The 26,794-nt window shown below is 38.8% G+C and carries 20 protein-coding genes and 1 pseudogene; 13 read left to right on the top strand and 8 right to left on the bottom strand.

The window, feature by feature from the left end; all coding sequences use genetic code 11:
* The 6 genes and pseudogenes from ataA to ACINWC743_RS10105 all read left to right on the top strand — a co-directional run.
* A pseudogene (gene ataA, locus ACINWC743_RS10080) lies at positions 1-2,793 on the top strand (trimeric autotransporter adhesin AtaA); the annotation flags it as partial.
* Positions 2,794-2,857: 64 nt separating this feature from the next.
* A complete protein-coding gene (gene tpgA, locus ACINWC743_RS10085; RefSeq protein ID WP_009585404.1) occupies positions 2,858-3,652 on the top strand; it encodes a trimeric autotransporter adhesin/peptidogylcan-associated protein TpgA in 795 nt (264 codons plus the stop codon).
* A gap of 589 nt (positions 3,653-4,241) precedes the next feature.
* Entirely contained in the window at positions 4,242-6,071 is a 1,830-nt protein-coding gene (gene ilvD, locus ACINWC743_RS10090) for a dihydroxy-acid dehydratase (protein WP_004825762.1), read from the top strand.
* 254 nt (positions 6,072-6,325) lie between these two features.
* Positions 6,326-7,681 carry a hypothetical protein gene (locus tag ACINWC743_RS10095; RefSeq protein ID WP_009585383.1) on the top strand — a complete coding sequence of 452 codons (1,356 nt, stop codon included), beginning with the start codon at positions 6,326-6,328 and terminating at the stop codon, positions 7,679-7,681.
* Entirely contained in the window at positions 7,659-7,949 is a 291-nt protein-coding gene (locus ACINWC743_RS10100; RefSeq protein WP_004825764.1) for a chorismate mutase, read from the top strand. The genes ACINWC743_RS10095 and ACINWC743_RS10100 overlap by 23 nt, the downstream gene beginning before the upstream one ends.
* Positions 7,950-8,005: 56 nt before the next feature.
* Complete coding sequence (locus ACINWC743_RS10105; protein ID WP_005034942.1) at positions 8,006-8,383, top strand: surface-adhesin E family protein; 378 nt, start codon at positions 8,006-8,008, stop codon at positions 8,381-8,383.
* A gap of 137 nt (positions 8,384-8,520) precedes the next feature.
* Here ACINWC743_RS10105 and ACINWC743_RS10110 read toward each other — a convergent pair whose 3' ends face one another.
* The gene (locus tag ACINWC743_RS10110) at positions 8,521-9,900 is read right to left on the bottom strand and encodes a glutamine synthetase family protein (protein ID WP_009585393.1); all 1,380 of its coding nucleotides are present in this window, start codon (positions 9,898-9,900) and stop codon (positions 8,521-8,523) included.
* A gap of 207 nt (positions 9,901-10,107) precedes the next feature.
* Here ACINWC743_RS10110 and ACINWC743_RS10115 point away from each other — a divergent pair, with 207 nt between their 5' ends.
* Complete coding sequence (locus ACINWC743_RS10115; protein ID WP_004825767.1) at positions 10,108-10,851, top strand: sulfite exporter TauE/SafE family protein; 744 nt, start codon at positions 10,108-10,110, stop codon at positions 10,849-10,851.
* Between the two features lie 54 nt (positions 10,852-10,905).
* On the opposite strand, the gene ACINWC743_RS10120 is transcribed toward ACINWC743_RS10115, so the two are convergent.
* Positions 10,906-11,826: a LysR family transcriptional regulator gene (locus ACINWC743_RS10120; protein ID WP_009585431.1), complete on the bottom strand. Its 921-nt coding sequence runs from the start codon at positions 11,824-11,826 to the stop codon at positions 10,906-10,908.
* Positions 11,827-12,139: 313 nt separating this feature from the next.
* Between ACINWC743_RS10120 and ACINWC743_RS10125 the strand changes: the two genes are divergently transcribed.
* The 4 genes from ACINWC743_RS10125 (at position 12,140) to ACINWC743_RS10140 (ending at position 15,078) form a co-directional block, all read left to right on the top strand.
* Entirely contained in the window at positions 12,140-12,829 is a 690-nt protein-coding gene (locus ACINWC743_RS10125; protein WP_035300934.1) for an aspartate/glutamate racemase family protein, read from the top strand.
* A 307-nt stretch (positions 12,830-13,136) separates the two neighbouring features.
* Positions 13,137-13,460, top strand: coding sequence for a hypothetical protein (locus ACINWC743_RS10130; RefSeq protein ID WP_009585410.1), 324 nt, complete (start codon positions 13,137-13,139; stop codon positions 13,458-13,460).
* Position 13,461: 1 nt separating this feature from the next.
* On the top strand, positions 13,462-14,373 hold the full coding sequence (locus ACINWC743_RS10135) for a hypothetical protein (RefSeq protein ID WP_009585436.1): 912 nt from the start codon (positions 13,462-13,464) through the stop codon (positions 14,371-14,373).
* A gap of 9 nt (positions 14,374-14,382) precedes the next feature.
* Entirely contained in the window at positions 14,383-15,078 is a 696-nt protein-coding gene (locus ACINWC743_RS10140) for a hypothetical protein (protein WP_009585374.1), read from the top strand.
* An 89-nt stretch (positions 15,079-15,167) separates the two neighbouring features.
* Here the strand turns inward: ACINWC743_RS10140 and ACINWC743_RS10145 are convergent, their stop codons facing one another.
* From ACINWC743_RS10145 to ribF, 4 genes are all read right to left on the bottom strand, one after another.
* Entirely contained in the window at positions 15,168-15,653 is a 486-nt protein-coding gene (locus tag ACINWC743_RS10145) for an FKBP-type peptidyl-prolyl cis-trans isomerase (protein ID WP_005034950.1), read from the bottom strand.
* Positions 15,646-16,185, bottom strand: a complete 540-nt coding sequence (lspA, locus tag ACINWC743_RS10150) for a signal peptidase II (RefSeq protein ID WP_009585417.1) — start codon at positions 16,183-16,185, stop codon at positions 15,646-15,648. Before lspA ends, ACINWC743_RS10145 begins: the two co-directional genes overlap by 8 nt.
* Entirely contained in the window at positions 16,178-19,018 is a 2,841-nt protein-coding gene (gene ileS / locus ACINWC743_RS10155) for an isoleucine--tRNA ligase (protein ID WP_009585405.1), read from the bottom strand. Before ileS ends, lspA begins: the two co-directional genes overlap by 8 nt.
* Positions 19,019-19,080: 62 nt before the next feature.
* Positions 19,081-20,082 (bottom strand): riboflavin biosynthesis protein RibF, encoded by a 1,002-nt coding sequence (ribF, locus tag ACINWC743_RS10160; protein WP_009585409.1) that lies wholly within the window; start codon positions 20,080-20,082, stop codon positions 19,081-19,083.
* A 208-nt stretch (positions 20,083-20,290) separates the two neighbouring features.
* On the opposite strand from ribF, the gene ACINWC743_RS10165 reads away from it, so the two are divergent.
* Positions 20,291-21,427 (top strand): TDT family transporter, encoded by a 1,137-nt coding sequence (locus ACINWC743_RS10165; RefSeq protein ID WP_009585421.1) that lies wholly within the window; start codon positions 20,291-20,293, stop codon positions 21,425-21,427.
* Positions 21,428-21,600: 173 nt separating this feature from the next.
* On the top strand, positions 21,601-22,314 hold the full coding sequence (locus tag ACINWC743_RS10170) for a nucleotidyltransferase family protein (protein ID WP_009585420.1): 714 nt from the start codon (positions 21,601-21,603) through the stop codon (positions 22,312-22,314).
* A 41-nt stretch (positions 22,315-22,355) separates the two neighbouring features.
* On the opposite strand, the gene ACINWC743_RS10175 is transcribed toward ACINWC743_RS10170, so the two are convergent.
* Positions 22,356-23,660, bottom strand: a complete 1,305-nt coding sequence (locus ACINWC743_RS10175) for a solute carrier family 23 protein (RefSeq protein ID WP_004825782.1) — start codon at positions 23,658-23,660, stop codon at positions 22,356-22,358.
* A gap of 335 nt (positions 23,661-23,995) precedes the next feature.
* A complete protein-coding gene (ppc, locus tag ACINWC743_RS10180; protein WP_009585371.1) occupies positions 23,996-26,686 on the bottom strand; it encodes a phosphoenolpyruvate carboxylase in 2,691 nt (896 codons plus the stop codon).
* Between the last annotated feature and the right edge of the window lie 108 nt (positions 26,687-26,794).

Below are 26,794 nucleotides of genomic sequence, written 5' to 3' on the forward strand. Positions count from 1 at the left end.
AAAGATGGCAGTGGCAACACAGAAACCAGCATTAACCAAGCGATCAACACGTTAAATGCAGCGCAAGGTGAAACTGACAAGTTTGCAGTGAAGTACGATAAAAATGCTGATGGCAGTGTGAACTATAACAATGTCACTTTAGCAGGTACAAATGGCACAATAATCAGAAATGTTAAAGCGGGTGCTGTGACCTCAACATCTACTGATGCCATCAATGGTAGCCAATTATACGATATTGCAAACAGCGTGAAGAATGCAATTGGTGGTTCAACTACCAGAGATGTAACGACTGGTGCAATCACAACGACCAATATTGGTGGTACAGGTTCAAACACGATTGATGGTGCAATCAGCAGTATTAAAGATTCAGCGACTAAAGCGAAAACCACGATAAATGCTGGGGATAATGTTGTCGTTACATCGGGTACCAATGCAGATGGCTCAACAAACTATGAAGTTGCGACAGCGAAAGACGTTAACTTTGACAAAGTAACTGTAGGTAATGTTGTTGTTGATAAGGCAAATGACACGATCCAAGGTTTGAGCAATAAAGATCTAAATTCAACTGATTTTGCGACCAAAGGTAGAGCTGCGACTGAAGAACAGTTAAAAGCAGTGATTACCAGTAATATCACGGAAGTTGTGGATGGTAATGGCAACAAGGTGAATATTATTGACCAAGTTGTAAATACCAAACCTGACAATAAGAACCAAGATTCATTGTTCTTAACGTATGACAAACAAGGTCAAGAAACCACAGATCGCCTAACGATTGGTCAAACGGTACAGAAGATGAATACTGATGGTATTAAATTCTTCCATACCAATGCCGATACATCAAAAGGTGATTTGGGTACAACAAATGACTCAAGTGCAGGTGGTTTAAACTCTACAGCAATTGGTGTAAATGCGATTGTTGCGAATGGTGCAGATAGTTCAGTTGCTTTAGGTCATAACACCAAAGTCAATGGTAAACAATCAATTGCAATTGGTTCTGGTGCAGAAGCTTTAGGCAATCAATCGATCAGTATTGGTACAGGCAATAAAGTCACTGGTGATCATTCGGGTGCGATTGGTGATCCAACTATTGTAAATGGTGCAAACAGCTACTCTGTGGGTAATAACAACCAAGTACTTACAGATGACACTTTCGTACTTGGAAACAATGTCACCAAAACTGTTGCTGGTTCAGTAGTATTGGGTAACGGTTCAGCTGCAACGACAGGTGCTGGTGAGGCAGGCTATGCCTTATCTGTAGCAACAAATGCAGATAAAGCCGCGATCACTAAAACTACGTCAAGCACTGGTGCTGTTGCAGTTGGTGATGCGTCGAGCGGTATTTATCGTCAAATTACCGGTGTTGCTGCGGGTAGCGTAGATTCAGATGCTGTGAACGTTGCACAGTTAAAAGCGGTGGGTAACCAAGTTGTAACGACTCAAACTACATTGGTGAACAGTTTGGGTGGTAACGCTAAAGTAAATGCAGACGGTACGATTACAGGACCAACTTATAATGTTGCTCAAGGTAATCAGACCAATGTTGGTGATGCATTAACTGCGCTTGATAACGCAATTAATACTGCGGCAACAACATCTAAATCGACTGTTTCTAATGGTCAGAATATTGTTGTCAGCAAGAGCAAAAATGCAGATGGTTCAGACAACTATGAAGTATCAACAGCAAAAGACTTGACAGTTGATTCTGTCAAAGCGGGTGATACGGTTCTGAATAATGCAGGTATTACAATTGGCAATAACGCAGTTGTATTGAACAACACTGGATTAACCATTAGTGGTGGACCAAGTGTTACTTTGGCAGGCATCAATGCAGGCAATAAAACCATTCAAAATGTTGCGAATGCAGTAAATGCAACAGATGCAGTCAACAAAGGACAATTGGACAGCGCAATTAACAATGTGAATAACAATGTTAATGAGCTTGCCAACAACGCTGTTAAATATGACGATGCATCAAAAGATAAGATCACACTTGGTGGTGGGGCAACTGGTACAACGATCACCAATGTGAAAGATGGTACGGTTGCACAAGGTTCTAAAGATGCTGTGAATGGCGGTCAATTGTGGAATGTTCAACAACAAGTAGATCAGAACACAACTGATATTAGCAATATCAAAAATGATATTAACAACGGTACTGTTGGTTTGGTTCAACAAGCAGGTAAAGATGCACCAGTGACGGTTGCAAAAGATACTGGCGGTACAACGGTGAATGTCGCTGGAACAGATGGCAACCGAGTAGTGACAGGTGTTAAAGAAGGTGCAGTGAATGCAACATCTAAAGATGCTGTCAATGGTAGTCAATTGAATACAACCAACCAAGCGGTAGTCAATTATCTTGGTGGTGGAGCAGGTTATGACAACATTACAGGTAGCTTCACAGCTCCAAGTTATACGGTAGGTGACTCGAAATACAACAATGTTGGTGGCGCAATTGATGCATTAAACCAAGCAGATCAAGCATTGAATAGCAAAATTGACAATGTCAGTAACAAGTTGGATAACGCATTCCGTATTACCAACAACCGTATTGATGATGTAGAGAAAAAAGCCAATGCTGGTATTGCCGCTGCGATGGCTCTGGAATCAGCACCATATGTCCCAGGTAAATATACCTATGCAGCAGGCGCAGCTTACCACGGTGGTGAAAATGCGGTAGGTGTGACTTTACGTAAAACTGCAGACAATGGTCGTTGGTCGATTACAGGCGGTGTAGCTGCAGCGTCTCAAGGCGATGCAAGTGTGCGTATCGGTATCAGTGGTGTGATTGACTAATTCACTCGACAGGGAAGATCTTCGGGTCTTCCTTTTTCTTCGAAAATTTTTTAAGAGAGAAAAAATGAAAGCATTTAACAAAAAAATTATGTTTGGTGTATTCAGCGGTCTTGTGATGTCATTGAGCCATGCTGCTGAAGTCGAAAGTGCAAATACGCAAGAAATCCATTTTCCTGAAATCAAAGACAGCTATTTAAAACAAGTGAACCGTTATGAATATGACGATGTCGCACGTTTAGACAAGGGATTAACCAAAGATCAGATTCGCCATATTTTGGGGAATCCACAATTCTCTGAAGGTCTTTTTGCAGTTAAGACATGGAATTATGTATTGGATATTCGTGAGCCTAACTCAAACCAATATAAGCGTTGCCAATTACGCATAGATTTTGATAAGCAATACCGTTCAGACAATCTATATTGGAAAGGTGAACAATGCCAAGGTTTAATGGCTTGGGGGATTAACAATCAGTCTGAGACGGAGCAAACGACTCTAGCACCTGGTGGGCAGTCTGCAAGTGTTTTGTTTTATTTTGATCATGCGGATAAAAATGGTGTAAAGAACGCTGAAGTGATTCGTAAAATCGCAGATCAAATTAAACAATCTGATGCGAATAGCCCTGTTTTTGTGGCTGGATATACTGATCGTTTAGGATCATTTCAGTATAACCAACGTTTATCTGCCCAAAGAGCGAATACAGTCGTTGAACTCTTGAAACAACAAGGCATTCGTGGCGAGCAAATTCAGTACAGTGCTGAAAATAAAACAGATGTGTACCAAAAGTGCGCAGGGATCAATAAAAAGATCCAACTGGTTGAATGTCTAGCACCTAACCGTCGTGTGAATATCACGTGGTAAGTCTTATTTATTCAATCTAATTTTGGATAATCCAAACAAAAAACGATATGTGTTCCACATTATCGTTTTTTGTTTTTTGAGCAGGTGTTGATTAAAAAAATCAAGGAGCTGATGAAATTGCAAAAATTTCCAATTGATTTAAAACAATAAAGTACGCAAATGATGAAAAAACAGTTGTGTTAATGATTGGCTTGGGGTTTACCTTTCTGGCACAAGCATTTGATAAAAAAGTAATGATATTTCGATTATCAATATTTGAGCTTCTATGAATAGAGACCTTTTATAAAATTAAATTTAGTGATTATTGTTAAATGATAAATATTATTTATTAAAAAATAAAAAATTATTCATAGAAGTTTTGTGTTTTATCGACTGCGATAGCGTTATATTAAATATCACTTATCTCTAAACCCTGTTGAAATATAAGTAAACACGTCTTGTTTAAAAAAAGATCATACTCATGGTCATTGGTTCTACGTTAACTTATAGTATGATGTGTACATATTTCGACTGATTTATTGCTATATCAGTTTTATTTAGCCAGAGTGAATCTGATTCATTTCAAGCTCAAACAATGTTGGAAATACAAATGCCTGACTATCGTTCAAAAACATCGACACATGGAAGAAATATGGCTGGTGCACGTGGCTTATGGCGTGCAACAGGAATGAAAGATGAAGATTTCGGTAAGCCGATTATTGCGGTAGTCAACTCATTTACCCAGTTTGTGCCTGGTCATGTCCACCTTAAAGATTTAGGTCAACTGGTTGCGGAACAAATCCAAGCAGCTGGTGGTGTGGCAAAAGAATTTAATACCATTGCCGTGGATGATGGTATCGCAATGGGGCATGATGGCATGCTGTATTCATTGCCTTCACGTGATTTGATTGCAGACTCTGTCGAATATATGGTCAATGCACACTGCGCAGATGCCATGGTGTGTATTTCAAACTGTGACAAAATTACCCCAGGGATGTTAATGGCAGCGATGCGCTTAAACATTCCAGTGGTGTTTGTGTCGGGTGGACCAATGGAAGCGGGTAAAGTCAAAATCCGTGGTACAGAACGTGCAATTGACTTAGTTGATGCGATGGTGGTTGCAGCCGATGATAATTTTACAGATGAAGAAGTAAAAGAATACGAGCGTTCAGCATGTCCAACATGTGGTTCATGTTCAGGTATGTTCACAGCAAATTCGATGAACTGTTTGACAGAAGCATTGGGGTTGTCGTTACCAGGAAATGGTTCAACATTAGCAACGCATGCTAACCGTAAGAAACTATTCGAGAAAGCAGGTCAATTGGTTGTTGAATTGGCAAAACGCCATTATGAGCAAGATGATTACACGGTATTACCACGTTCGATCGCAACCAAAGCATCTTATGAAAATGCCATGACGCTCGATATTGCGATGGGTGGTTCAACCAATACCGTATTGCATTTATTGGCTGCTGCCAGTGAAGCAGGTGTTGACTTTACCATGGATGACATTGATCGTTTATCGCGTAAAGTGCCTGTATTATGTAAAGTTGCTCCTGCAAAGCAGGATGTGCATATGGAAGATGTGCATCGTGCCGGTGGCATCATGTCCATTCTCGGTGAATTGGATCGTGCAGGTTTATTAGATACATCGGTACACACTGTGCATGAGCACACCTTAAAAGATGCATTGGATAAATGGGATATTATTCGTACAGAAGACCCAGTGGTATATGAGTTCTTCCGCTCAGCGCCAGGTGGTGTTCCAACTCAAACAGCATTCTCACAAAATCGCTATTACCAGACTTTGGATGGCAATCGTGAAACAGGTGTGATTCGTAATGCTGAACATGCTTTCTCTAAAGATGGTGGCTTGGCAGTATTGTATGGCAACATTGCTGTAGATGGGTGTATTGTTAAAACAGCAGGTGTTGATGATTCAATTTTAAAATTTAATGGAACTGCACGAGTATTTGAAAGCCAAGATGCTGCAGTAGATTCAATTTTAGGACATGAAATTAAAGCTGGTGATGTGGTTGTGATCCGTTATGAAGGACCACGTGGTGGACCGGGTATGCAGGAAATGCTTTATCCGACCAGTTATTTAAAATCAAAAGGCTTAGGTAAAGAATGTGCTTTACTGACAGATGGACGTTTCTCTGGAGGTTCTTCTGGTCTTTCAATTGGACATGTATCACCTGAAGCTGCTGAAGGCGGTGTGATTGGATTGGTTGAAGATGGTGATTTGATTGAAATTGATATTCCAAATCGTACCATAAATCTTGCTGTGGATGAGGCGACCTTAGCTGCTCGACGTAAGCTTCAAGATGAAAAAGGTTGGCAGCCTGCTGAACAACGTCCGCGCAAGATTTCAAAAGCCTTGAAAGCTTATGCTATGCATACCACCAGCGCTTCAAAAGGTGCAGTGCGTGAAATCTAAGCGCTAAAATAAAATAGATCATTAGTTTGAGCTAAAAAGCATCCATAAATGGGTGCTTTTTTATTGGATTGACCTAATGGTTTAAATTTTATCAGGTTTTGGGATATTGATCATTCAGAACCGAATTGTTATAAATTTGCTTAAGACTGATCAGCATCAATTTTTTCAGCATCTTCATTGAATGAATGGTATGCTTGAGCGAGTTTCAGTCAGTTTTCTCTCATTTATTTAGTGCTTATTTTGAGGCTCTTCCCATGTCACTGCTACGCCGTTGGTTTGATCCAATCCGATCGAGTTGGTTTTACCAAAAACCGGTTCGCCAAGAGGTGTTATCTACGGAACAAGGGCTGAGTATCTATCTGCGTTTAGATGATGTGTATAGTTATCTTGCGGTACAACAATTAACGCAATTGGATGATATTTTAGCTGATGATTTAAAACCCTTGAAGGTGATTATTTCCAATACATCGGCAGAACCCCCCAATGGGATGACGGTAGAAGAATGGCGCAATTATTGTTTAGAAGATGCCAAAATCTTAGCCAACCAACACCGTTTTAGTTATGATGATGAAAAACCAGAACAACCTTCTCCAGAAGCATTAAAACAAGCAGAAATCATTCTGAGAAATACACCGCTTACAGGTCAGAACTTTCTTTATTTACTCGAAGACGTCTTTCATATGCTGTGGCAACAACAGTATGGAAAATTACGAACGTTGTTTGTTATGGCGAGTCAGCACCAAAAACCACAAAATTTCCCTGAACGCATTTTTAGTCATACCCCTATTTTAGAAAGCTATTTTGAATTTGGTGGGCGAAAGTATCACGCGGTGGATGATTTATTGCGTTTGACTCGTCGTCTAAAACAACAAAAATTATTGACGGGTAATCCGATTTTCTTAATCAATCACATCGAATGGCGTGAGCATTTGATGAGTGATGCAGAAGAGCTTGCTGAAATCCAGTCCATGCATCCAGAACTCGATTTATATATTGCTTTAGAAGACCCAATCAGCTGGTTATTGCTGGCTTATATTAAAGAAGAACTTGCTAATTATTATAATATTCAATTGAATTTGTATCCGTTGAGCTATCACGGTCGAGATGCTTTTGACTGGAGTTTGGCAACACGTCTTTCCAAGCGTTCTGAAGTGAAATTTACACCATTTTGTCGTCCAACGGCTGAAAGCACTTTAAATATGGCACAGCTATATTACAGTGTGCCCGAAGAACAGCGCGTAGATGTCATGTATGACATATTGCAAGCTGTATGGACCAAAGGGCGTGATTTGTCCTTTAAACCTCACTTGCAGCAAATGCAGCAAGACTTAGCAATCGAAAAATTAACAGAGATTGACGTTGAAGCTTTATTAAAAGTTAATGATCAGCAATGCGCTGAAAAGCATCAGCCCGATTTTCCAGTTTTAGAATTGCGTATTGAAGGAAAGCGATACGTATTTAATAGTCTATATCGCGTTTGGATGATTGAAAGTATTTTTAGTAATGTGTTAGAACATAAATATAAAACTGAAAATGCGTTAGAACGAGCTCAACACATGAGCGAAGCACAGGATGTAGAAAAAACCAATGATCAAAAAAGAGAAGTGTGAATCTTTAGAACAAGTCCGTGATCGAATTGATCACTTGGACCAAGAATTGATTGAATTAATTGCAGCACGCCAATATTATGTGGATCAAGCGGTTCGATTTAAACGTACAGCGGAAGATGTACAGTCACCAGAACGTGTACAGCAGGTGATTAATAAAGTACGTCAAAAAGCCATTGATGTTGGAACGAATCCTGATTTGATCGAAATGCTTTATCGGGAAATGATTCAGCATTTTATTCAGCGAGAATTAAAAGAAATTCGCCCATAATTGTGCAAGAATTTTAAGTTTTATATTTCATCATTTATTTTACTTTAGAGAACGGTATGAAAAAAATTATTTTAATCTGCATAACAACAATGTTGAGTCAGTATGCACTTGCGGAAAATTGGAAATTAATTATTAAAGATCCAGATGGAAGCTTTTATTTAGATACGGATCGCCTGGTGAAAAAAGGCAAAACAGTCGATTATTGGGCAAAGTTTGTTGCTGATGCCGATAATGAAGAACTCGAAATGAAAAAAGGTGACTATACTTTATCGCATAATTTAGACCATTGTGTAGAGCGCACGACCAGCATTAGTTTAGTTGAAGATTACTTAAAAAATGGTGAATTGATTAACCGAGATGATCAAGCTTCTGATCCTAGCACGGTGGATGATGATGAAATCAATTTGGCTTTCTTTCAATCAGTCTGTAAATAATCATAGAAAATCTAGATTCATTTTAACTTTTCAGCATATTTGAAAAAAATCCCTTTTTAAAAAAGGGATTTTTTTATGAATCAATATCCAAAAAAATTAATGGATCTAAGCAAGGCAATATTCTTTAGAGTGTGTAATTAAATTCCCCAATCTAGCTCTGTTTGAGTAATTTTATTGATCACGGTTTGATATTCAAATCTTTTACATGCGCACCACAACTGCATGAATTCTGTACCAAAATATTGTTTAAAAACAGCATTTTTTTCGAACAACTGCAATGCTTCAAGCTGATGGGTCGGTAAGAAATGTGGTGTATCAATGCCCTGCAATTGTGGGCTAGGTTTGGGTAAGTTGAGTGGAGTATGTAGCCCATGGAGTATACCGACCAATAGGGTTGCGACACAAAGATATGGATTGACATCTGCCCCTGCAACACGATATTCAAGCCGTTGATTGTCTTGATCTGCACAGGGGATGCGAATGGCAACATTACGATTATTCAATCCCCAATTTGCTTGTAGCGGTACATGATGCCCAAATTGGAATCTTCGAAAGGAATTGACATTGGGTGCCAAAATCGCCATGGATGCTGGCATCAAATCAATTAAACCTGCAATGACTTTTTGCATGATCAGGTTCGGTTTTTTAGCTGCATCTAATTGAAAAATATTTTCTTGCCATTGGTTGAGTAGACTCATATGAAAGTGCATACCACTGCCTGCTTTGGACATATTCGGTTTTGCCATAAAACTGGCTTGCAAATGGTGCTCTACAGCAATTTGTCGAATCATGCGTTTAATTGCCATGATGTCATCACAGAGTTTTAAAATATTGTGGCTATGCTGAATATTCAGTTCAAATTGTCCAGAAGCACTTTCAGCCACAATTGCAGTGAGCTCGATATTTTGGCGCTTTGCTTCAAGCTCAATGTGTTGAAGAATACGATGAAAATCATGTGGTGTATCTACATCGAAACATTGGGTCTGATGGGATTGATTATCTTGTTGTTGATTTGATAAATAAAACTCGATTTCACCTGCCATGACAGGAAAGTAATGCATTTGATGCAGTGTAGTTAAGATTTTTTTGAGTAGATTACGCGGTTCTAACATACAGTCTGAGCCATCATCCGACTGCATGCTCAATAACAGTTGAGCATGTTGGATGGGCTGATCTGCACAAGGTTTTAAACTGCCTAAAACGGGCATACATAAGCGGTCAGGCTCTCCGATATATTTGCCTAAACCGCTTTCTTCCACCACCTGACCATTTAAATTCATTGCATAAATCGACAATGGGAAATAACAACCTTTGTACAGTGAGTGAAGTGCATTCACCTCAATACGTTTCCCACGAATATGCCCATTCAAGTCATGTAAGCAAATATCAATAAAACGTGTTTCTGGATAATTTTCTAAGTATCGTTGCGTTTCGAGATAAAAATCATTGTTGTCCTGATGTTCACATAATAATGCTGTGGGGAAAATTTTTGTAGAACTGGCAATCGGCATATTCATGGTCAATACATCCAAAATGGGATGGAAAAAGTATAGAAAGCTTGGGTTGAGCAGTAACGTAAAATGATCGTAAATTCTTTGTCTGAGAAAAAGTCTGTCCATGAGGATAGAGCCTCAATATTTAATTGAGGCTCTATCCTAAAAACAGTGATATTTCAAATCTACAGATTGGCGTAGCATGACCTCAGCATAGAGAGGTAAAGCGACATGATGGGATTTGTCATAGGTGTGTTTGCAATTGCAGGGATGATTAAGGGAACGATTGGGCTAGGTTTACCTGCGGTATCGATGGGTTTATTGAGTTTAGTCATCAGCCCATTCCAAGCTGCGACACTGCTGATTATTCCTTCAATGGTCACCAATTTTTGGCAATTATTTGCTGAGGGCAATGTGTGGCGGTTGGTGTGTCGTTTTTATCCATTGCTATTGGGAATTATTGTTGGTTCAATCTGGAGCATTTTCCCGACCTTAGGGCATTCTCATGGCAGCTTTCATAGTGAGGCACTGTTAGGCGCAATGTTGGCTTTGTATGGGCTTTACGGCTTATTTGCCAAGCGAATGCCAAATCTTGCTCCACATGAAAAATGGCTTTCTCCAATCATTGGATATTTAGGCGGTGCTTTGACTGTTGCAACAGGTGTTGTAGTGATTCCAGTTGTACCTTATTTGCAATCTTTGCATTTAAAGCGTGATGATTTGGTACAGTCTTTAGGTTTAGCTTTTACTGTTTCAACAATATGCCTTGCCGTTTTTCTACATCAGAATCCTGTTGAAGATACCCCGATTGACTATAAATTATCACTGATTGCGTTGATTCCATCATTACTCGGCATGTGGGTGGGGACAAAAATTCGTCATCGAATTCCAGAGCAAAAATTCCGTAAAGTTTTCTTTTGTGGTTTGGTGATTTTTGGATTGTATTCTGTATTACATCAATTTGGCGTGCTGTAAGTGTCTTTTCCAATGATTTTTTGAGCTGCCGAGCTCAACATGCACTCGTTCAATTTAAGGCTGAGGCATCTCATCCAAAATCAGTTTAGTTTTTTGTGAAATTAAAAATTGCACAAAATGTTGGTAGGCTGTAGGAAGTTCATCAAAATTTTGTGCAGCCAATTGCAATTGGCGCTTTGCCCATTCGCCCACCAATTCGATTTGATGAAATGGATAATGCTGGTTTAACCTGATTGCAGCACGCTTTGGCATAATTGCAATCCCGACGCCGTTGGCAACTACCTGAGCAATTGCGGCAAAATTTGGTAATCTTAATCGATACTGAATGGCACAATTGAGTAATTTTGCTTGATTTTCAATAGATTGTTGTAGTGAATGATATTGCATTAGACCTACGAATGGATAATGCATTGCATCGATTAATTTTAATTGCTGCTGTTGCCCAAGCTCATGATTGGCTGGACAAATCAGCACCAATGGATCATCTGAAAATTCAAGTGTTTGCAACTGATGGTGATTAAAAAAGCTGGAAATTAAGCCCAATTTCGCATTACCTTTTTCAATCGTCTGGATAATTTCATTGCTTTCTGCTTCTCTTAGATCAATCTGGATCTGTGGATTTTCAACTAAATATTGAGGTAACAGTAGCGGTAAATATTCACTTTGCGCAGACGAATTACACCATAAGGTCATATGGTTACTGAGCCCTTGTGTATAGGGTGACATGGCTTGTTCAAGCTGTTTAGCTTGTTGGATCAACCTTAAAGCTTGCTCTGCAAAAGTTTGTCCTGCAATAGTCAGTTTGACACCTGAGGCGTGGCGAGTAAAAAGGCGAGTTGTATAGTGTTGTTCAAGTTTTTTAATGCGTTCACTTGCTGCTTGCAATGAAATAGACGAGCGTTCAGCACCTTTGGTTAGGCTTCCTGTGTCCACGATATTGATAAAAAGTTGCAAATCGAAGAAGTCTAGGCGCATGCGAATCATGAAAGGCTGAAATAAGATGAAAGTATAGCTGAATCATCATACAAATATACGCTATCGTAGCGATTGTTTCTGGAATCAATCAGGCGAGATTTCAATTGAAACAATGATAGCGTGATCACGATCGTATTGGATGAGAGTGACGAGATATTTTAAATGATTGTCATGGTGAATACAGGTGCTTTAAGACCTCCATTGAATCATATTGATTATTATTTTATTTGCTCTGTCCTCGCCTAAAACGCAATCCATTGATGAAATATCAACAGATCTTAGAATAGATAAAAAATCTTTGAGAGCAAAAACAGTGAAAACGATTGGATTATTGGGTGGGATGAGTTGGGAGTCTACAGATTTATACTACCAACAGTTGAATAAAAGCGTGCAACAAAAATTAGGAAAATTACACTCTGCGAAAGTCGTTTTAATCAGTGTTGATTTTGCTGAAATTGAAATATTACAGCGCCAAGGCTTATGGGAGGATGCAGGAATATATTTAAAAGAGAAGGCCGTTCAGTTGGAGCAAGCAGGGGCAGAGGGCATTTTACTGTGTACCAATACCATGCATAAAGTTGCGTCCTATATTGAGCACTCGATTTCTATTCCTTTCATTCACATTGCGGATGCGACAGCGAAAGAAATTTTAAATCAGAACATTCGCAAAGTCGGTTTGTTAGGTACTCGATTTACCATGGAACAAGATTTCTATAAGCAGCGGTTGGAACAGCAAGGCATCAATGTACTCATACCTCACCAAGCGCATCGAAAGATTGTTCACAATATTATTTATGATGAATTGTGTTTAGGCGTGATTAATGAACAATCTCGTCAGAAATATATCCAAATTGTTGAGCAACTCATATTAGAGGGTGCAGAAGGAATTATTTTGGGGTGTACAGAAATTTGTATGCTAATTGGAGACACTCCGTTTTCTGTTCCACTATTTGATACAACATCGATCCATACACAAGCTGCTGTGGATTTTGCTTTGTCGTGAGCTTTTAAAACGCAGTATGGGTATCAATAAAAAAGCTCCAGATGGAGCTTTAATATTGCTATCAGCAAAGGCTTACATGATTTTCACACCTTGCTGACCCGCAGGGGTAACTTTGAAGATTTCAACTTCAAAAACTGAATAATTCAAATGATTATTAAACTAAGTGTTTAATTTTTTTAAAAAATATAGGATTGTGATGTAGAAATCGTGTTACTATCTGACGGAATAGTAATGATTAAAAACATTCTCTTTTATAGATATTGAAACAATGAAAATTAAGCTGAATCTATCAAAAATAGGAAAAACTATGGCTGGTGGTTCTCAAATTATTATCAATAAAAATGGTATTACAATTATTACACCTGCAAAGTTTGAGGTGAAAGCTGGACAACATTTATTCAAAGATGGAGCTAAAGTAGAAACAAAACTTCCTTTTTTACCAAAAGGTACAGCATACAATTTACGATATTTGTTTACAGATGATAATGGTATTCCATATAAAAATAAGCCTTATACCGTAATTTATCCAAATGGATCAGAAATAAAAGGAATAACAGATAACGATGGTTATTCATCTAAGTTTTTTTCAAGTGAGGAAGAAAACCTCCAAATACATTTGGAGCTAGAATAGAATGGAAATTCCAGCAAAAAAAATTTCAACAGCAAGAACTTCAACAAAAGAAAACAATATTGAACACATTAAAATCACAAGGAAAAAACAATTATTTCTCTTATTTTATGCCGATGAATCTAGTGATGAAATTGCAAGAAGAATCTTTAAAGAAGCCGTTCAAACAAGATTAGTTATTATTAAAACTGATCCTATGTTTGATCCAGATATTCACATGGTTCATTGTCCAAATATTACCCACTTTTCTCAAATTCAAGTCATAATTGATTTTTGGATAAAAAAATATGGCGGACAAGGTAAAGTTGAAATGAAGGAGGTTAGCTTTTTTTCACATGCTGGATTGAATGGACCGATAATTTATGATGCATGGAGTTTTGACCCTCTTGAGATTTTATTACCAGTAAGTCGAACGTCATTGCTTGGTACTCAAAAGAGAAATCAACTTATTCACAGTGAATGGGCAAAATTTAATTATTATTGGGGAAAAGATACAAGACTTAATTTCTTTGGATGTAACAGCGCGTATGAAAAGAAAGGAAAAAATAATTTTGCAAAAAATATTTCCACAAATTTAAATTGTATAAATGTTCTGGTTGCTGGTCAAAGTCTTTCTTCTTATCCATCATTTCTTCCTGATAAGCGAAAAATTTCAAAAAAAATAGCAACATTAGGTATGTCCTTATACTATGATGATAATCCTATATACATGGTTGCTTGTTTACCGAAACAAGGTTGGGACGCGATGCTAAAGGAGGGTACTAGTGCATTACCGATGAATTTTTATAAAAATGGTATGCCTGTTGCTACAAATTATCAGTCTATATTTAATGACCATAGACAGCCAAGAAATAATATAAACAATGCTGAATTGTCTATGGTAAATAAATGGATAGAAAATGCTAAAAATGAGTAATTAGAATAAATGAAGAAATTAATTATTATTGTTGCGGTATTACTTCTTATCTTTTTTGGTAGCTATAAAATTATGAAGGGTTTTCAAGAAACAAATGAAATACAATTATTCTTTAAAATGGACGAAGATAATGATTTAAAAGATTTGCGAGTAAATTTATCAGTTCTTAAAGCTGATGGACCATCTGAATGGTATGCTTATGAGAAAACAATAACAGTGATAGATCAAGGTAAGGTGCTTACTAATTTTAAGTCTAAATATATTTTAAGTTATGAAATACAAGGGGAAAGTCAGTTAAAGAAAACTTCATTCAATGATATGTTAGAAGATAATGTATTTGCGCGAAAGGCAGATTATGAAGTTCATTATTTTTTTAATAATAATATCGTAAATATTAAAACCATTTTAAAGGATGGATTTTTGATAGCAAATAGCAAAACAGAGGGAAATATAAAATATTCAAATTTAGAAGATAATCATACTCAAAATTTAGAGTTTTTTAACCCTGAAACTACAAGTTATAAAATAACAAATATAACAAGTGAGTCACTTAATTTTTTGAGGACTAAAAAATTTGAGGAGTTAAAAAATGTTGGAAAAATTAAAAAAGAAGATATTTTTAAACTTGATCAACTATCGCATAAAGAAAAAATTGATTTATTAAATATTCATAATCATAAAAAATTTAATAAGCCTTTAGAATGAGTGATTTAATGGCTATTTTCAAATTAGCGCTTGATTACTCAAAATAAAAAAGCTCCAGATGGAGCTTTAATATTGCTATCAGCAAAGGCTTACATGATTTTCACACCTTGCTGACCCGCAGGGGTAACTTTGAAGATTTCAACTTCAAAGGTAATATTTTTACCTGCAAGTGGATGGTTAAAATCGACTTCGGTGATGTCCTCACCTACAGTTTTAACCACGCCAAATAAACTTTGTTTGGCTTTATCTTCAAACTCAATCATATGCCCTTCTACAGGACGCTGTTCGAATTTTACCGTATCAAACTTTTGTACGTTTTCAGGATTCCACGGACCGAAAGCATCTTCAGGAGGTAAGCTGACAGTACGACGGTCACCAGCACGCAGACCAAATAAGGCTTTTTCAAACCCCGGTAATAAGCTGCCATCACCCATAACTAAACTGACAGGTTCTTCACGGCTACGGGTATTATCAATTTCAACACCACTTTCAATCGCAACAGAAAAGTGCAGTTCTACTTTTGATCCATCCGCAATGCGTGTTTCGTCATTGGGATTAATAATTTGTTCAGTCATTTTGCGCTTCCGCACGTTGAATACGATGCTTTTCTAAAAAGAAGGTATCAATTAACAATAAAATGGTACCGAGGGTAATCGCACTGTCCGCAATATTGAATGCAGGAAAACTACTTCCTTGATAATGCAAATGAATAAAATCAACCACATAACCCAGTGTCATACGATCAATCAAATTGCCTAATGCACCACCAAGAATCAATGCGATTGCAGCAGGTAAAATCAGCGTTGTTTTTGGCATACGCATCAGCCAAAAAATAAAGACGATAGAGACGACACCCGCCAGTCCTGTAAATAAATAATGTTGCCATCCACCTGCATCGGACAAGAAGCTAAATGCTGCGCCGTAATTATGCAGTAATGTCCAGTTCAAAAAAGGCAGTACAGGTACAGGCTGAGCATAAGTCAGATGTGTACTTGCAATGTTTTTTGTCCATTGGTCAATGATAATGGCAAGGACAGACAGTCCAAGCCACATCAAATTATGAGGATAAAACTGGAATAAGCCCTTTTTATTTTGCGGATTAGGCATATTTTCTCTCTTCGCCTTGACCTGTAGGAAGGTTGATAATACAACGAGAACATAGACCTGGATGTTCAAGATGTGTATTTACATCTGGAAGTACATGCCAGCAACGTGCACATTTCTCACCTTCAGCCGCCGAAACCTTAACTCGTAAGCCTTCAATATCCGTTACTTCACCTTGTTCAGCATAGTCATAAACAATGGCTTGTGAGGTAATTAAGACAAAACGAAGTTCATCACCCAATTGGTTCAATACTTTTTGTAGATCCGCATTTGCCCAAAGTTCAACCTTAGCTGACAGGTTACTACCAATCAGTTTCACATTACGCGCAGCTTCAATCTGTTTATTGACCGCAGATTTAACTTCAATCAAAGTCTGCCAATCCGCTTCAGAGATCAAGTTGCTATTGGATGCAACTGGAATATCATACCAATTTGCAGTAAATACATATTTTTCAGTTTGTTCTGGAATCAACGGCCAAGCTTCTTGTGCAGTAAAGCTCAAGATAGGGCTCATCCAACGAACAAAGGCTTGAACCAAATGATACAACGCAGTTTGTGCTGAATGGCGAGCTGCTGAATCAGCCTTGGTGGTGTATTGACGGTCTTTGATGATGTCTAAATAGAATCCACCCAAGTCATTGATACAGAAATTCGTCAAAGCATTGGTCACGACATGGAAATTCATATCTTCATAAGCTTGTTGAATGGTTTTCTGTACATCAGCTGCACGTTGTAAGATGTATTGATCAAGGGCAATCAATTGATCAACTGGCAAGGCATCTGTTGATGGTTTAAAACCATTTAAGTTTGCCAACAAGAAACGCAAAGTATTACGAATACGACGATAGCTATCACTTACACGGCTAAAGATTTCATTACTTGCCGCAATTTCATAACGATAGTCACTTGAAGCAACATATAGACGTAAGCCATCTGCACCTAACTGTTTGATGATGTCTTCAAGCGGGATAAAGTTACCCAATGATTTTGATAATTTACGACCTTTTTCGTCTACTGTGAAACCATGGGTTAACAACGCTTTATATGGCGCACGTTTATGAATCGCAATCGACGTTAACAATGAAGACTGGAACCAACCACGATGTTGATCTGAGCCTTCAAGATATAGATCTGCTGGGTCTTCAAGTTCTGCACGTTCACGTAACACAGCATAATGGGTTGTGCCTGAGTCGAACCAGACATCCAAAGTATCACGGACTGCATTGTACTGTTCAGCATCATCACCGATAAATTCTTTGGCTTCACGGTTATACCAACCATCAATCCCTTCTTTTTCAATCAGTTTTGCAACTTCTTCAATTAATTCAGGAGTACGAGGGTGTAATTCATTGGTATCTTTGTGTACAAAGAATGGGATTGGCACACCCCAAGTACGCTGACGAGAAATACACCAGTCTGGGCGACCTTCGATCATAGATTTGATCCGGTTTTTACCCCAATCAGGAACAAAACCGATGTCATTTTCGATGGCATTTAAAGCATCTTGACGTAGACCATTTGCATCCATGCTGATAAACCATTGTGGCGTTGCACGGAAGATAATCGGTGTTTTATGACGCCAGCAATGTGGATAGCTGTGCTTAATTGGCAGATGCGCCCATAATTTACCGATACTTGATAAAGTCTCGATGATTTTTGGATTTGCCTTATAGATGTGTTCACCAGCAAAAAGCGGTGAGGTTGGTAAGTAGACACCATTTCCACCTACAGGGTTTTCTACTTTTAAGTTATAGCTTAGACCTACTTTATAGTCGTCTACACCATGTCCAGGCGCTGTATGTACAGCACCAGTACCACTGGTCGCAATAACATGCTCGCCTAAGATGACAGGCACTTGGCGATCAGTAATCAATGGATGTTGTAGTTGTAAATTCTCAAGTTTTGCACCAACAAAATCAGCCAATACTTTTGGATTTTCAAGCTTGTAACGTTCACATGCAGACTCAACCAAATCTTTGGCTAAGATGAGGTTTTGAGTACCACGTTCAGATTGTACTTCAACCAATTGATAGTCGATTTCAGCATGCAGTGCCACCGCCTGGTTGGCAGGCAATGTCCAAGGTGTTGTGGTCCAGATCACGATATCGGTTGGATGAGTAACAGTCAGTCCAATTTTTTCAGATAAGTCAGTCAGGCTGACCACACCAAAGCCGACATCAATTGCATCCGATTTTTTATCTTCGTATTCAACTTCTGCTTCAGCCAGTGAAGAACCGCAATCCATACACCAGTTCACTGGTTTTAAACCCGGTTCAATATGACCTGCTTTGGCGATTTCACCCAAGGCACGGACAATGTCGGCTTCTTGCTTAAAATTCATGGTGAGGTATGGGTTATCCCAGTCACCAAACACACCCATACGGATGAAGTCTTTTTTCTGTAATTCGACTTGAGTATAAGCGTATTCACGACAAGCTTTACGGAAGGTTGAAGCATCAACTTTCACGCCCACTTTGCCGACTTTTTCTTCAACTTTTAATTCGATTGGCAAACCATGACAGTCCCAGCCCGGAACATAGGGTGCATCCATACCATCTAAAGTACGGCTTTTTACAATAATATCTTTTAAGACTTTATTGACCACATGACCTAAATGCAATGAACCATTCGCATACGGAGGACCATCATGCAAAATATATTTTTTCTTACCAATACGCGAAGCACGAATCTGCTGATAAATGTTGTCGGCATACCACTCTTCTAACCATTTTGCTTCACGTACTGCGAGATTTGCTTTCATTGCAAATTCAGTACCTGGTAGGTTTAGCGTGGCTTTATAATCCACTGCATTTTCAGAAGTTTGCTTATCGCTCATGCAAGTTGTCATCCAATATTATCAGCACCATTGCTGACGCGTTTTACAATAAAAAATTAAGTTTAAAAAGGAAATTTGGGGGTGTTTTTACGAAACTCAAGCAATCGTTCGACATCATCATCAATCCCCGCCTGAAGCGCTTCAAGAGATGGGTAATTTAATTCACCATGTAAATAGTCGAGGAAAGTGACTCGCATCAACAGACCATAAAGATTAGCAGAAACATCAGGAAAATGTACTTCTAATCGCCATTCTGGGTGCTCTTGCTTAATTGCAGGGCGTGTGCCTACATGACCCGCACCATATAAAGCATCGGTGTGATAGCCAAGGATGCCTTTTTTATCTGGGGATTCCGCTTTAACCTTTTCTGTTAAAGAGGTCGTTTCACAAATCACTTCTACGCCATAGATACCACTTAAACAAGGTCTATGACGCCCAACACGGACATTAATGGTGGGGAAGTTTAAGGTGCGACCAATTTGATCACCGTATTGCACACGGCCAATCATGCTATAGGGACGACCCAATAATTTTGCAGCAAGTGAGAGATCACCTGCATGAAGCACTTGGCGAATACGAGTTGAACTCACGCGTTCACCATTAAACTCAACCGTTTTTAAATTCGTGACATCAAAACCGTATTGTTTTAAAAATTCGCTATTTCCTTGACGGTCTTTACCAAAATGAAAGTCGTCACCCAAGATCAAGCTTTGAGCATTGAGTTTGTTTTTTAATAAATCAGCGAAGTTTTCGGCACTTAAACTGCGAAATTGATTATCAAATTTGGCAATCGCAATATAGTCGACACCCAACTCAGTGAGATATTCGACTTTTTCTCTCAGTGAAGAGATGCGAGAGGGCGCTTCATAACCTTTGAAAAACTCTAAAGGTTGAGGCTCAAAGATCATCACCAAGGTTTTTAAGTTGTGTGTTTTTGCAACGTCTTTCAGTTGCGAAACCATGGCTTGATGTCCCAAATGGACACCATCAAAATTGCCAATCGTCACTGCGGTTTGGGGCAATTGGAAATTTGGTGCTAAGGCATTTAGACGTAACAGCTGCATGGTTTCAAAATAAGCTTAAAATTTGAAAGGACTATATATTGCCATAATCTCACAGTTTCGTCTTGTTGTTGTGTTTTTATCCAGAAAAAAAATATTGAGAATAATTTTTTATATCAGTTAAATTGATTCATTTTATGAAAATAAATCAATTTTATTTATTAATAAGTGATTTTATAATCAATTTATCTGCTGAAATGAGGATGAAGCGATGAAAAAGCCATTTTACCAACTCGAACAAACACGAGATGTGATCCGACAGTTTACGCCAAATTGGTTCACCATGACCATGGGGACAGGCGTTGTGGCACTCATTTTACCTGAATTTCCATTTGCTCAAGGTTTTTTGTGGCAATTGGCAACCCTGCTGTGGCAATTTAACATACTGGTATTTATCACATTTATGACGCTCTATGTTCTGCGCTGGCTGATTTATCCTCAAGAAGCGAAGCAGATCTTTTCCCATCCTGCGATGGTACTTTTTTTAGGTGCAATTCCAATGGGTTTGGCAACGATTTTAAATGGCTTTTTAAAATATGGCATTGCAATATACGGTGATGCTGCAATCCAAATCGCACAACTGTTATGGTTTGTTGATGTCATTTTGGCGGTAGGGATTGGGATTCTTGTACCATTTTGTATGTTCCATAAACAAGAGCATCAATTGCACACAATGACTGCAATGTGGTTGTTGCCGATTGTCGCCTGTGAGGTTGCAGCAACCTCAGGTGGTTTGTTGTTAGCGCATATGGAAGCGAGTCAGCAGGCTATCGGTATTTTATTCGCCAGTTATATGCTGTGGGGGATGTCTGTATTGCCAGCGTTTGGGATCCTGACGATTTTGATGTTGCGTCTGGCATTACATAAATTACCAAGCAAAGAATTGGCAATCACAGGTTGGTTGGCTTTGGGACCAATTGGTACTGGCGCATTGGCACTCTTGGTTTTAGGTGCTCAAGCACCTCAAGTTTTGACTTTGATCCACTTAGAAAGCCTCGGTGTGTTCTTTCAAAATGCAGGTATTGTCGCAAGTTTTATGTTACTGGGTTTTGGTGTGTGGTGGTTTGCAATAGCTGTTTTAACCACATTGAAGCACGCTGCGACAGAATTACCTTTTAACTTAGGTTGGTGGGGATTAACCTTTCCATTGGGCGTCTTTACTTTAGCGATATTGAATGTAGGGCATCAGTTACAGGTTAATTTTATTGTCGATACAGGTTTAGCATTTGCTGCAATTCTCATGATGCTTTGGCTAATGGTTATGGTCAAAACCGTACAAGGTATTTATCAAGGCAATTTGTTTTTTTCACCTTGTTTAAAAGCATGGTTGGAGCGAGAGCAAGCTTAAAAATGACGAGTTGACATAGACATAGCAATAGATAAAAAAAATTAGATTTTTTTAGCAAAACCAAGCCGTACAGGATATAAAAAAACAGTACGGCTTTTTTAATGCTAAGCCGTTTGATATAAATCAGATCTTATGATTTTCTATTCAATCACTCCGTTATATCGACATCTCTCATGATTCAATCTGAATTTGAACCTGTTTTAATGCAAGTGATAAACGTCTTTTGCACCGAATTTCCGACTGAACTGCATAGTGTGTATGTCTATGGAAGTGTGGCAAAGGGCACAGCTGTTAGTGGACAGTCTGATCTCGATTTATGTGTGGTCTTTGTTCAGCCAGTCGATGATGTAGAACGAAAAATTTCGCAGATTAAGTCGGATATTATGGCTTTAACCGGCTTTTTTTCTAAAGTTGATGTTGATATTGGCGTATTACAAGATGTTTTAAACGAAAACAATCGAAAAAGTTGGGGAGCATGGATCAAATTCTTTTGCCATCCTCTTTATGGCGATAATTTATCCAGACAGTTTGAAAATGTTGAAATTGATCGAAGTGTGATTCTCGCGATCAATCAGGGATATGATCAAGAGATACAACATTATTTCGAGATGTTGGCGACTACGCGGTTCGACTTACAAGACAGCGTCAATTTAAAAAAATCTTTATTGAGAAGAATCATTCGCTTATTGCCACTGACATGGCTTGAGATCGAACAATGGCCTGTAAATTTAGACAATACTGTACTGCAAGCTCTCCAGAAATATCCAGAACAAAAGCCAATGTTTGAATATCTGTTAAAAGAACTGGAAAATCCTGATGTACTCAGTCGTGATTGTTTGGATCAAGTGCAAGAAATTTATTTGTGGGTCTGTCGTCATATAAAATAAAAAAAAGCAGCCTTTCGACTGCTTTAAATATCTTCAATTAATTATTCTGATTTATCATTTAAACTAAAGAACCAGTTAAGAATCAGTGCCGCAAAGGTTGCAGTACCAATACCACCGAGATTGAAATCACCAAATTGAAGGGCAAAGTCACCTGTACCTAAAATAATGGTCACAGCAGCCACCATCAGATTTTTATTTTTAGAAAAGTCGACTTTATTTTCAATCCAGATTTTTGCACCCGCAATGGTGATTAAACCAAACACCACAATCGAAGCACCGGTTAAAATCGCAGTTGGGATAGTATGAATAATTGCCCCAAACTTTGGTGAAAAGCCTAAGAAAATGGCAAAAACACCCGCAATGACAAAAATAATGGTCGAATAAACACGGGTGACCGCCATCACACCAATATTTTCGCCGTAAGTGGTCATGCCTGGAGCACCCACACCACCTGAAAGTGTGGTTGCAATACCATCAGCAACAAACGCTTTACCAATTTGAGGGTCTAAATTTTCTCCAGTCATGGCACTCACTGCTTTGATATGACCTAAGTTCTCTGCAACAAGAATTAAAGCGATCGGTGCAATGATCAACATGGCATTGATATCAAAAACAGGCGAGTGGAATGTGGGAGTACCAAACCAAGCTGCTTGTTGAATTGGGGTAAAATTGATTGGTGTACCATTCCCCATCACATTGGCAACAATGAAATAGATCAAATAAGCCAACAATAAACCAACCAATAGCAGTAAACGTTGTAATAAACCTTTTGTGAATACAGCAATTGAGCCCATACAAAGTACAGTCACCAACGCCATCCACATATTAAAGTCATTGCCTGCAACCCCTTTTACTGTGACTGGTGCAAGGTTTAAACCGATAATCATGACCACAGCACCTGTAACCACAGGAGGCATCAGCTTTTCTATCCATTTGGTCCCTGTTGCCATCACAATCAAACCAAAGATTGCATACAACACGCCACACGCCATAATACCGCCTGCTGCATGAGCAATATTTAAATTTGGTGTACCCGTGCCAGAAGCAGCATAACCTGTTGCAGCGATGACGACACCAATAAAGGCGAAGCTTGAACCCAAGTAACTTGGGACACGACCACCCGTTACAATAAAAAATAGGATCGTACAGATTCCTGACATCAAAATAGCCAGGTTCGGGTCAAAGCCCATTAAGAAAGGTGCAAGTACAGTTGCACCAAACATTGCAAAAGCATGTTGAATCCCTAAAACAATGCTTTGTGCAGGAGGTAAATACTCATTGGTACCGACAGGTCTTGCATCAATGCTGCCAGAATACGGACGCCATTTGGGAAACCAGTTGGACATAAATTGAGCACTCGAAAGACAAATTGGACACATCATACGCTTTCTTTTCGAGAGTTTTAATCATTTTAGTCAAACTAAACGCTTGCATTTATTAGGGAAAAAGATTGTTTTGTACCATTTGGTCAAATAATTAAGCGATGTTACTGCGTAAAATCAAAGTATTAAAAAAATTTAATATTAAAAAAAATAAAAAATTAGATGCTTTTTGATTGATTAAAAAAAGTGATTGGTCACTTAAAATATTTGAATCAGTTGGCATTTTTATAAAAACTTAGGAGAATGACAAATGCCATTCTCCTAAACGGGATATAACAAGTGATGAGATCTTCAGTAAATTAACCTGTGTTTCGTAAACCCGCCGCAATACCAGCAATACTCACCATCAGTGCATGATCTACAGGGGTATGTTCAGCCTGAAATTCAGCCAAATAAGCACGACGACGTTTCATGAGCTCAGCTTGCAATAAGTGTAACGGCAACAGATATGGTTTACGTACTTTCATTGCTTGATCAAGCACTTCATTGGAACTGAGAAGTGCTGACTCGCCTTTCATGGCTAAAAGTGTTTGAACAGCATCATGGAGACGTTGACGTAATTCAGCACCGAGCACTTTTAAATCTTCATCATCTGTTAAATGAGATTCGTAATACAGGGCAATATTTGAGTCTGCTTTAGACAGCACCATTTCCAGCATATCAATTAAGGTTTGGAAATAAGGCCATTCAGACAGCATTTCATCCAAAACAGCTTTCTGACCTTGATCAATCACTTGATTGATGGCTGCCCCTGTACCCAACCAAGCAGGAAGCATCAAACGAATTTGTGTCCAAGCGAAAACCCAAGGAATAGCACGTAAGGATTCAATTCCTCCACTGACTTTACGCTTCGCAGGGCGTGAGCCAAGCGGCAACATTTGTAACTCAAGTTCTGGGGTAACGGTACGTAAATATTTTACAAAATGAGGATTTTCACGCACGGTCTGACGATACACTTGAACAGACAAGTCGGTCATGTTGTGCATCAAATCTCGCCATGCTTGTTTGGGTACAGGTGGCGGTAATAAGGTTGCCTCTAATGTCGCAGCAGCATAAATTTCTAAATTTTGTAAGGCGATTTCTTCCAAACCAAATTTAAAGCGAATCATTTCACCTTGTTCAGTTACTCGGATTGCACCAGAAATTGAGCCAGGTGGTTGAGAAAATAGTGCCTGTTGAGTAGGCGCACCACCACGACTGATGGAGCCGCCACGACCATGGAACAAGGTCAATTGTATGCCGTGTTGTTTTGCAATCGCAGTTAACTCTTCTTGGGCACGATACTGAGCCCAATTTGCCGACATAAAGCCTGCATCTTTGGCAGAGTCAGAGTAACCAATCATCACCTCATGTTTGCCTTGAATATGCTGTTTATACCAATGCATATTGAATAAGGTCGTCATGGTACTTGCAGCACCATCTAAATCCTTCAAGGTTTCAAATAATGGCACTACACGTAAGGGATGTTCAATTCCCGCTTCTTTTTGAAGTAACAGTACCGCCAATACATCACTCGGATATTCAGCCATCGAAATGATATAAGCACCTAAACTTTCTTTAGGCTGCTCTGCCAAAGTACGCATCGTAGCAAAGACTTCTTGAACATCAGGATGTTCAATCAGGCTATTAGCAGGCTCGTTTAAGTGTTTTGGTAATAATGGACGCTTGCTTTGTAATTCTTGCAATAAGAAGTTTTGGCGAGCTTGTTCAGTCCATGTCTCAAAATTACCCAAACCAAGATATTCGGTAATTGCGGAGATGGCTTGACGGTGACGACCTGATTCTTGACGAATGTCCAGCTTTAATAATTCAATTCCAAAACAATTGACACGATAGATAAAGTCGAGCAATTTCCCATTGGCAATTTCTGGCAAATTACATGCCATGAGCGAACGATAGCAAAGCAATAGTGGCTGTAATAACTCATCTTTATGACGAATGATTAAACTGCGGTCAACGTCCGAGTGCTGTCCACGTAATTTATCTGCCAACCATTGACGGGTAGCTTTCAAGCGCTCACGTGTAGCACGTAAATATTCACGATATGGCTCTGGATGGCTATAGCCTAAAGCTTGATGTAATTCATTGGAATACGCCTCAATTGAAAGCTCCCAACGCAAGTCCTCTATATCACGAAGATATAAATCAGCGGCTTTCCAGCGAGATAACCACAAAACCTCTTGTGTAATGTTATGTGTGACATTCGGGTTTCCATCACGGTCGCCTCCCATCCATGATGCAAAACGAATCGGTGAAATGTCCAAAGGTAAGGCTTGAGCACAGTTGCCTTGAACAAGGTCATCCAACTCACGGATAAATTTGGGTACTGCATTCCACAGCGTTTGTTCAATAGTGGTGAAGCCCCACTTTGCTTCATCAATCGGCGTAGGACGATGTTGACGAATCTCATCCGTTTGCCATGCTGAACAAATCAGTTGTTTTAAATCAGTCAACACCTCAGCACGTTGTTTAGGCGTGAGTTTTTGCTGATCAAATGTTGAAAGACAGTGATTAATCCCATCATATTTTTGAATTAAAGTACGACGACTGACCTCAGTTGGATGTGCGGTGAGTACCAATTCAATTTTTAATTCACAAATTTGCTGATAAAGCGTTTCAGCCGAAATTTGCTGATCTTTAAACTTGCTAAATAAATGATCGAGAACATTGGGTGATGGGGCATGTTCATCACATTCACTTTGGCGACGACTACGCACCACATGATATTGTTCTGCGATATTGGCAAAATTCAGAAAGTGTGAGAATGCACGGGTAAGAGGCAGAATTTCATAATCTTTTAAATTTAAAAATAATTGTTCAAGTTGTTTTTCTGCTTCAATTTGACCATCACGGGCGCCTTTGCCTAAAGCGCGAATCTGTTCAATTTGATTAAACAAATCTTGTCCTGCATGTTCTTTTAAGGTTTCACCTAAAAGATTTCCGAGTAAGCGTACATCTTCACGCAGTGGAGCATCAATTTGTTGAACCATTTGTCACTCTCCAGTTCTTGTTATCTTGAATATAACGTGATTCCATCACAATCCAAGGGACTCCCTACAAAAGTATGTAAGTGACTGTGCAAGAAGTCGACTTTGATT

The organism is Acinetobacter sp. WC-743, from assembly GCF_000335555.1.
Taxonomy (GTDB): Bacteria; Pseudomonadota; Gammaproteobacteria; order Pseudomonadales; family Moraxellaceae; genus Acinetobacter; species Acinetobacter bereziniae.

Excerpts from the sequence above, each read along its gene's own strand:
- ileS (WP_009585405.1), bottom strand. The coding sequence starts at position 19,018 with ATGAGCGATAAGCAAACTTCTGAAAATGCAGTGGATTATAAAGCCACG.
- ACINWC743_RS10135 (WP_009585436.1), top strand. The coding sequence starts at position 13,462 with ATGGAAATTCCAGCAAAAAAAATTTCAACAGCAAGAACTTCAACAAAA.
- ACINWC743_RS10165 (WP_009585421.1), top strand. The coding sequence starts at position 20,291 with ATGAAAAAGCCATTTTACCAACTCGAACAAACACGAGATGTGATCCGA.
- ACINWC743_RS10145 (WP_005034950.1), bottom strand. The coding sequence starts at position 15,653 with ATGACTGAACAAATTATTAATCCCAATGACGAAACACGCATTGCGGAT.
- ACINWC743_RS10140 (WP_009585374.1), top strand. The coding sequence starts at position 14,383 with ATGAAGAAATTAATTATTATTGTTGCGGTATTACTTCTTATCTTTTTT.
- ACINWC743_RS10130 (WP_009585410.1), top strand. The coding sequence starts at position 13,137 with ATGGCTGGTGGTTCTCAAATTATTATCAATAAAAATGGTATTACAATT.
- ACINWC743_RS10110 (WP_009585393.1), bottom strand. The coding sequence starts at position 9,900 with ATGAATATGCCGATTGCCAGTTCTACAAAAATTTTCCCCACAGCATTA.
- ACINWC743_RS10095 (WP_009585383.1), top strand. The coding sequence starts at position 6,326 with ATGTCACTGCTACGCCGTTGGTTTGATCCAATCCGATCGAGTTGGTTT.
- tpgA (WP_009585404.1), top strand. The coding sequence starts at position 2,858 with ATGAAAGCATTTAACAAAAAAATTATGTTTGGTGTATTCAGCGGTCTT.
- ACINWC743_RS10105 (WP_005034942.1), top strand. The coding sequence starts at position 8,006 with ATGAAAAAAATTATTTTAATCTGCATAACAACAATGTTGAGTCAGTAT.
- ppc (WP_009585371.1), bottom strand. The coding sequence starts at position 26,686 with ATGGTTCAACAAATTGATGCTCCACTGCGTGAAGATGTACGCTTACTC.
- ACINWC743_RS10115 (WP_004825767.1), top strand. The coding sequence starts at position 10,108 with ATGATGGGATTTGTCATAGGTGTGTTTGCAATTGCAGGGATGATTAAG.
- ACINWC743_RS10120 (WP_009585431.1), bottom strand. The coding sequence starts at position 11,826 with ATGCGCCTAGACTTCTTCGATTTGCAACTTTTTATCAATATCGTGGAC.
- lspA (WP_009585417.1), bottom strand. The coding sequence starts at position 16,185 with ATGCCTAATCCGCAAAATAAAAAGGGCTTATTCCAGTTTTATCCTCAT.
- ribF (WP_009585409.1), bottom strand. The coding sequence starts at position 20,082 with ATGCAGCTGTTACGTCTAAATGCCTTAGCACCAAATTTCCAATTGCCC.
- ACINWC743_RS10170 (WP_009585420.1), top strand. The coding sequence starts at position 21,601 with ATGATTCAATCTGAATTTGAACCTGTTTTAATGCAAGTGATAAACGTC.
- ilvD (WP_004825762.1), top strand. The coding sequence starts at position 4,242 with ATGCCTGACTATCGTTCAAAAACATCGACACATGGAAGAAATATGGCT.
- ACINWC743_RS10100 (WP_004825764.1), top strand. The coding sequence starts at position 7,659 with ATGATCAAAAAAGAGAAGTGTGAATCTTTAGAACAAGTCCGTGATCGA.
- ACINWC743_RS10175 (WP_004825782.1), bottom strand. The coding sequence starts at position 23,660 with ATGTCCAACTGGTTTCCCAAATGGCGTCCGTATTCTGGCAGCATTGAT.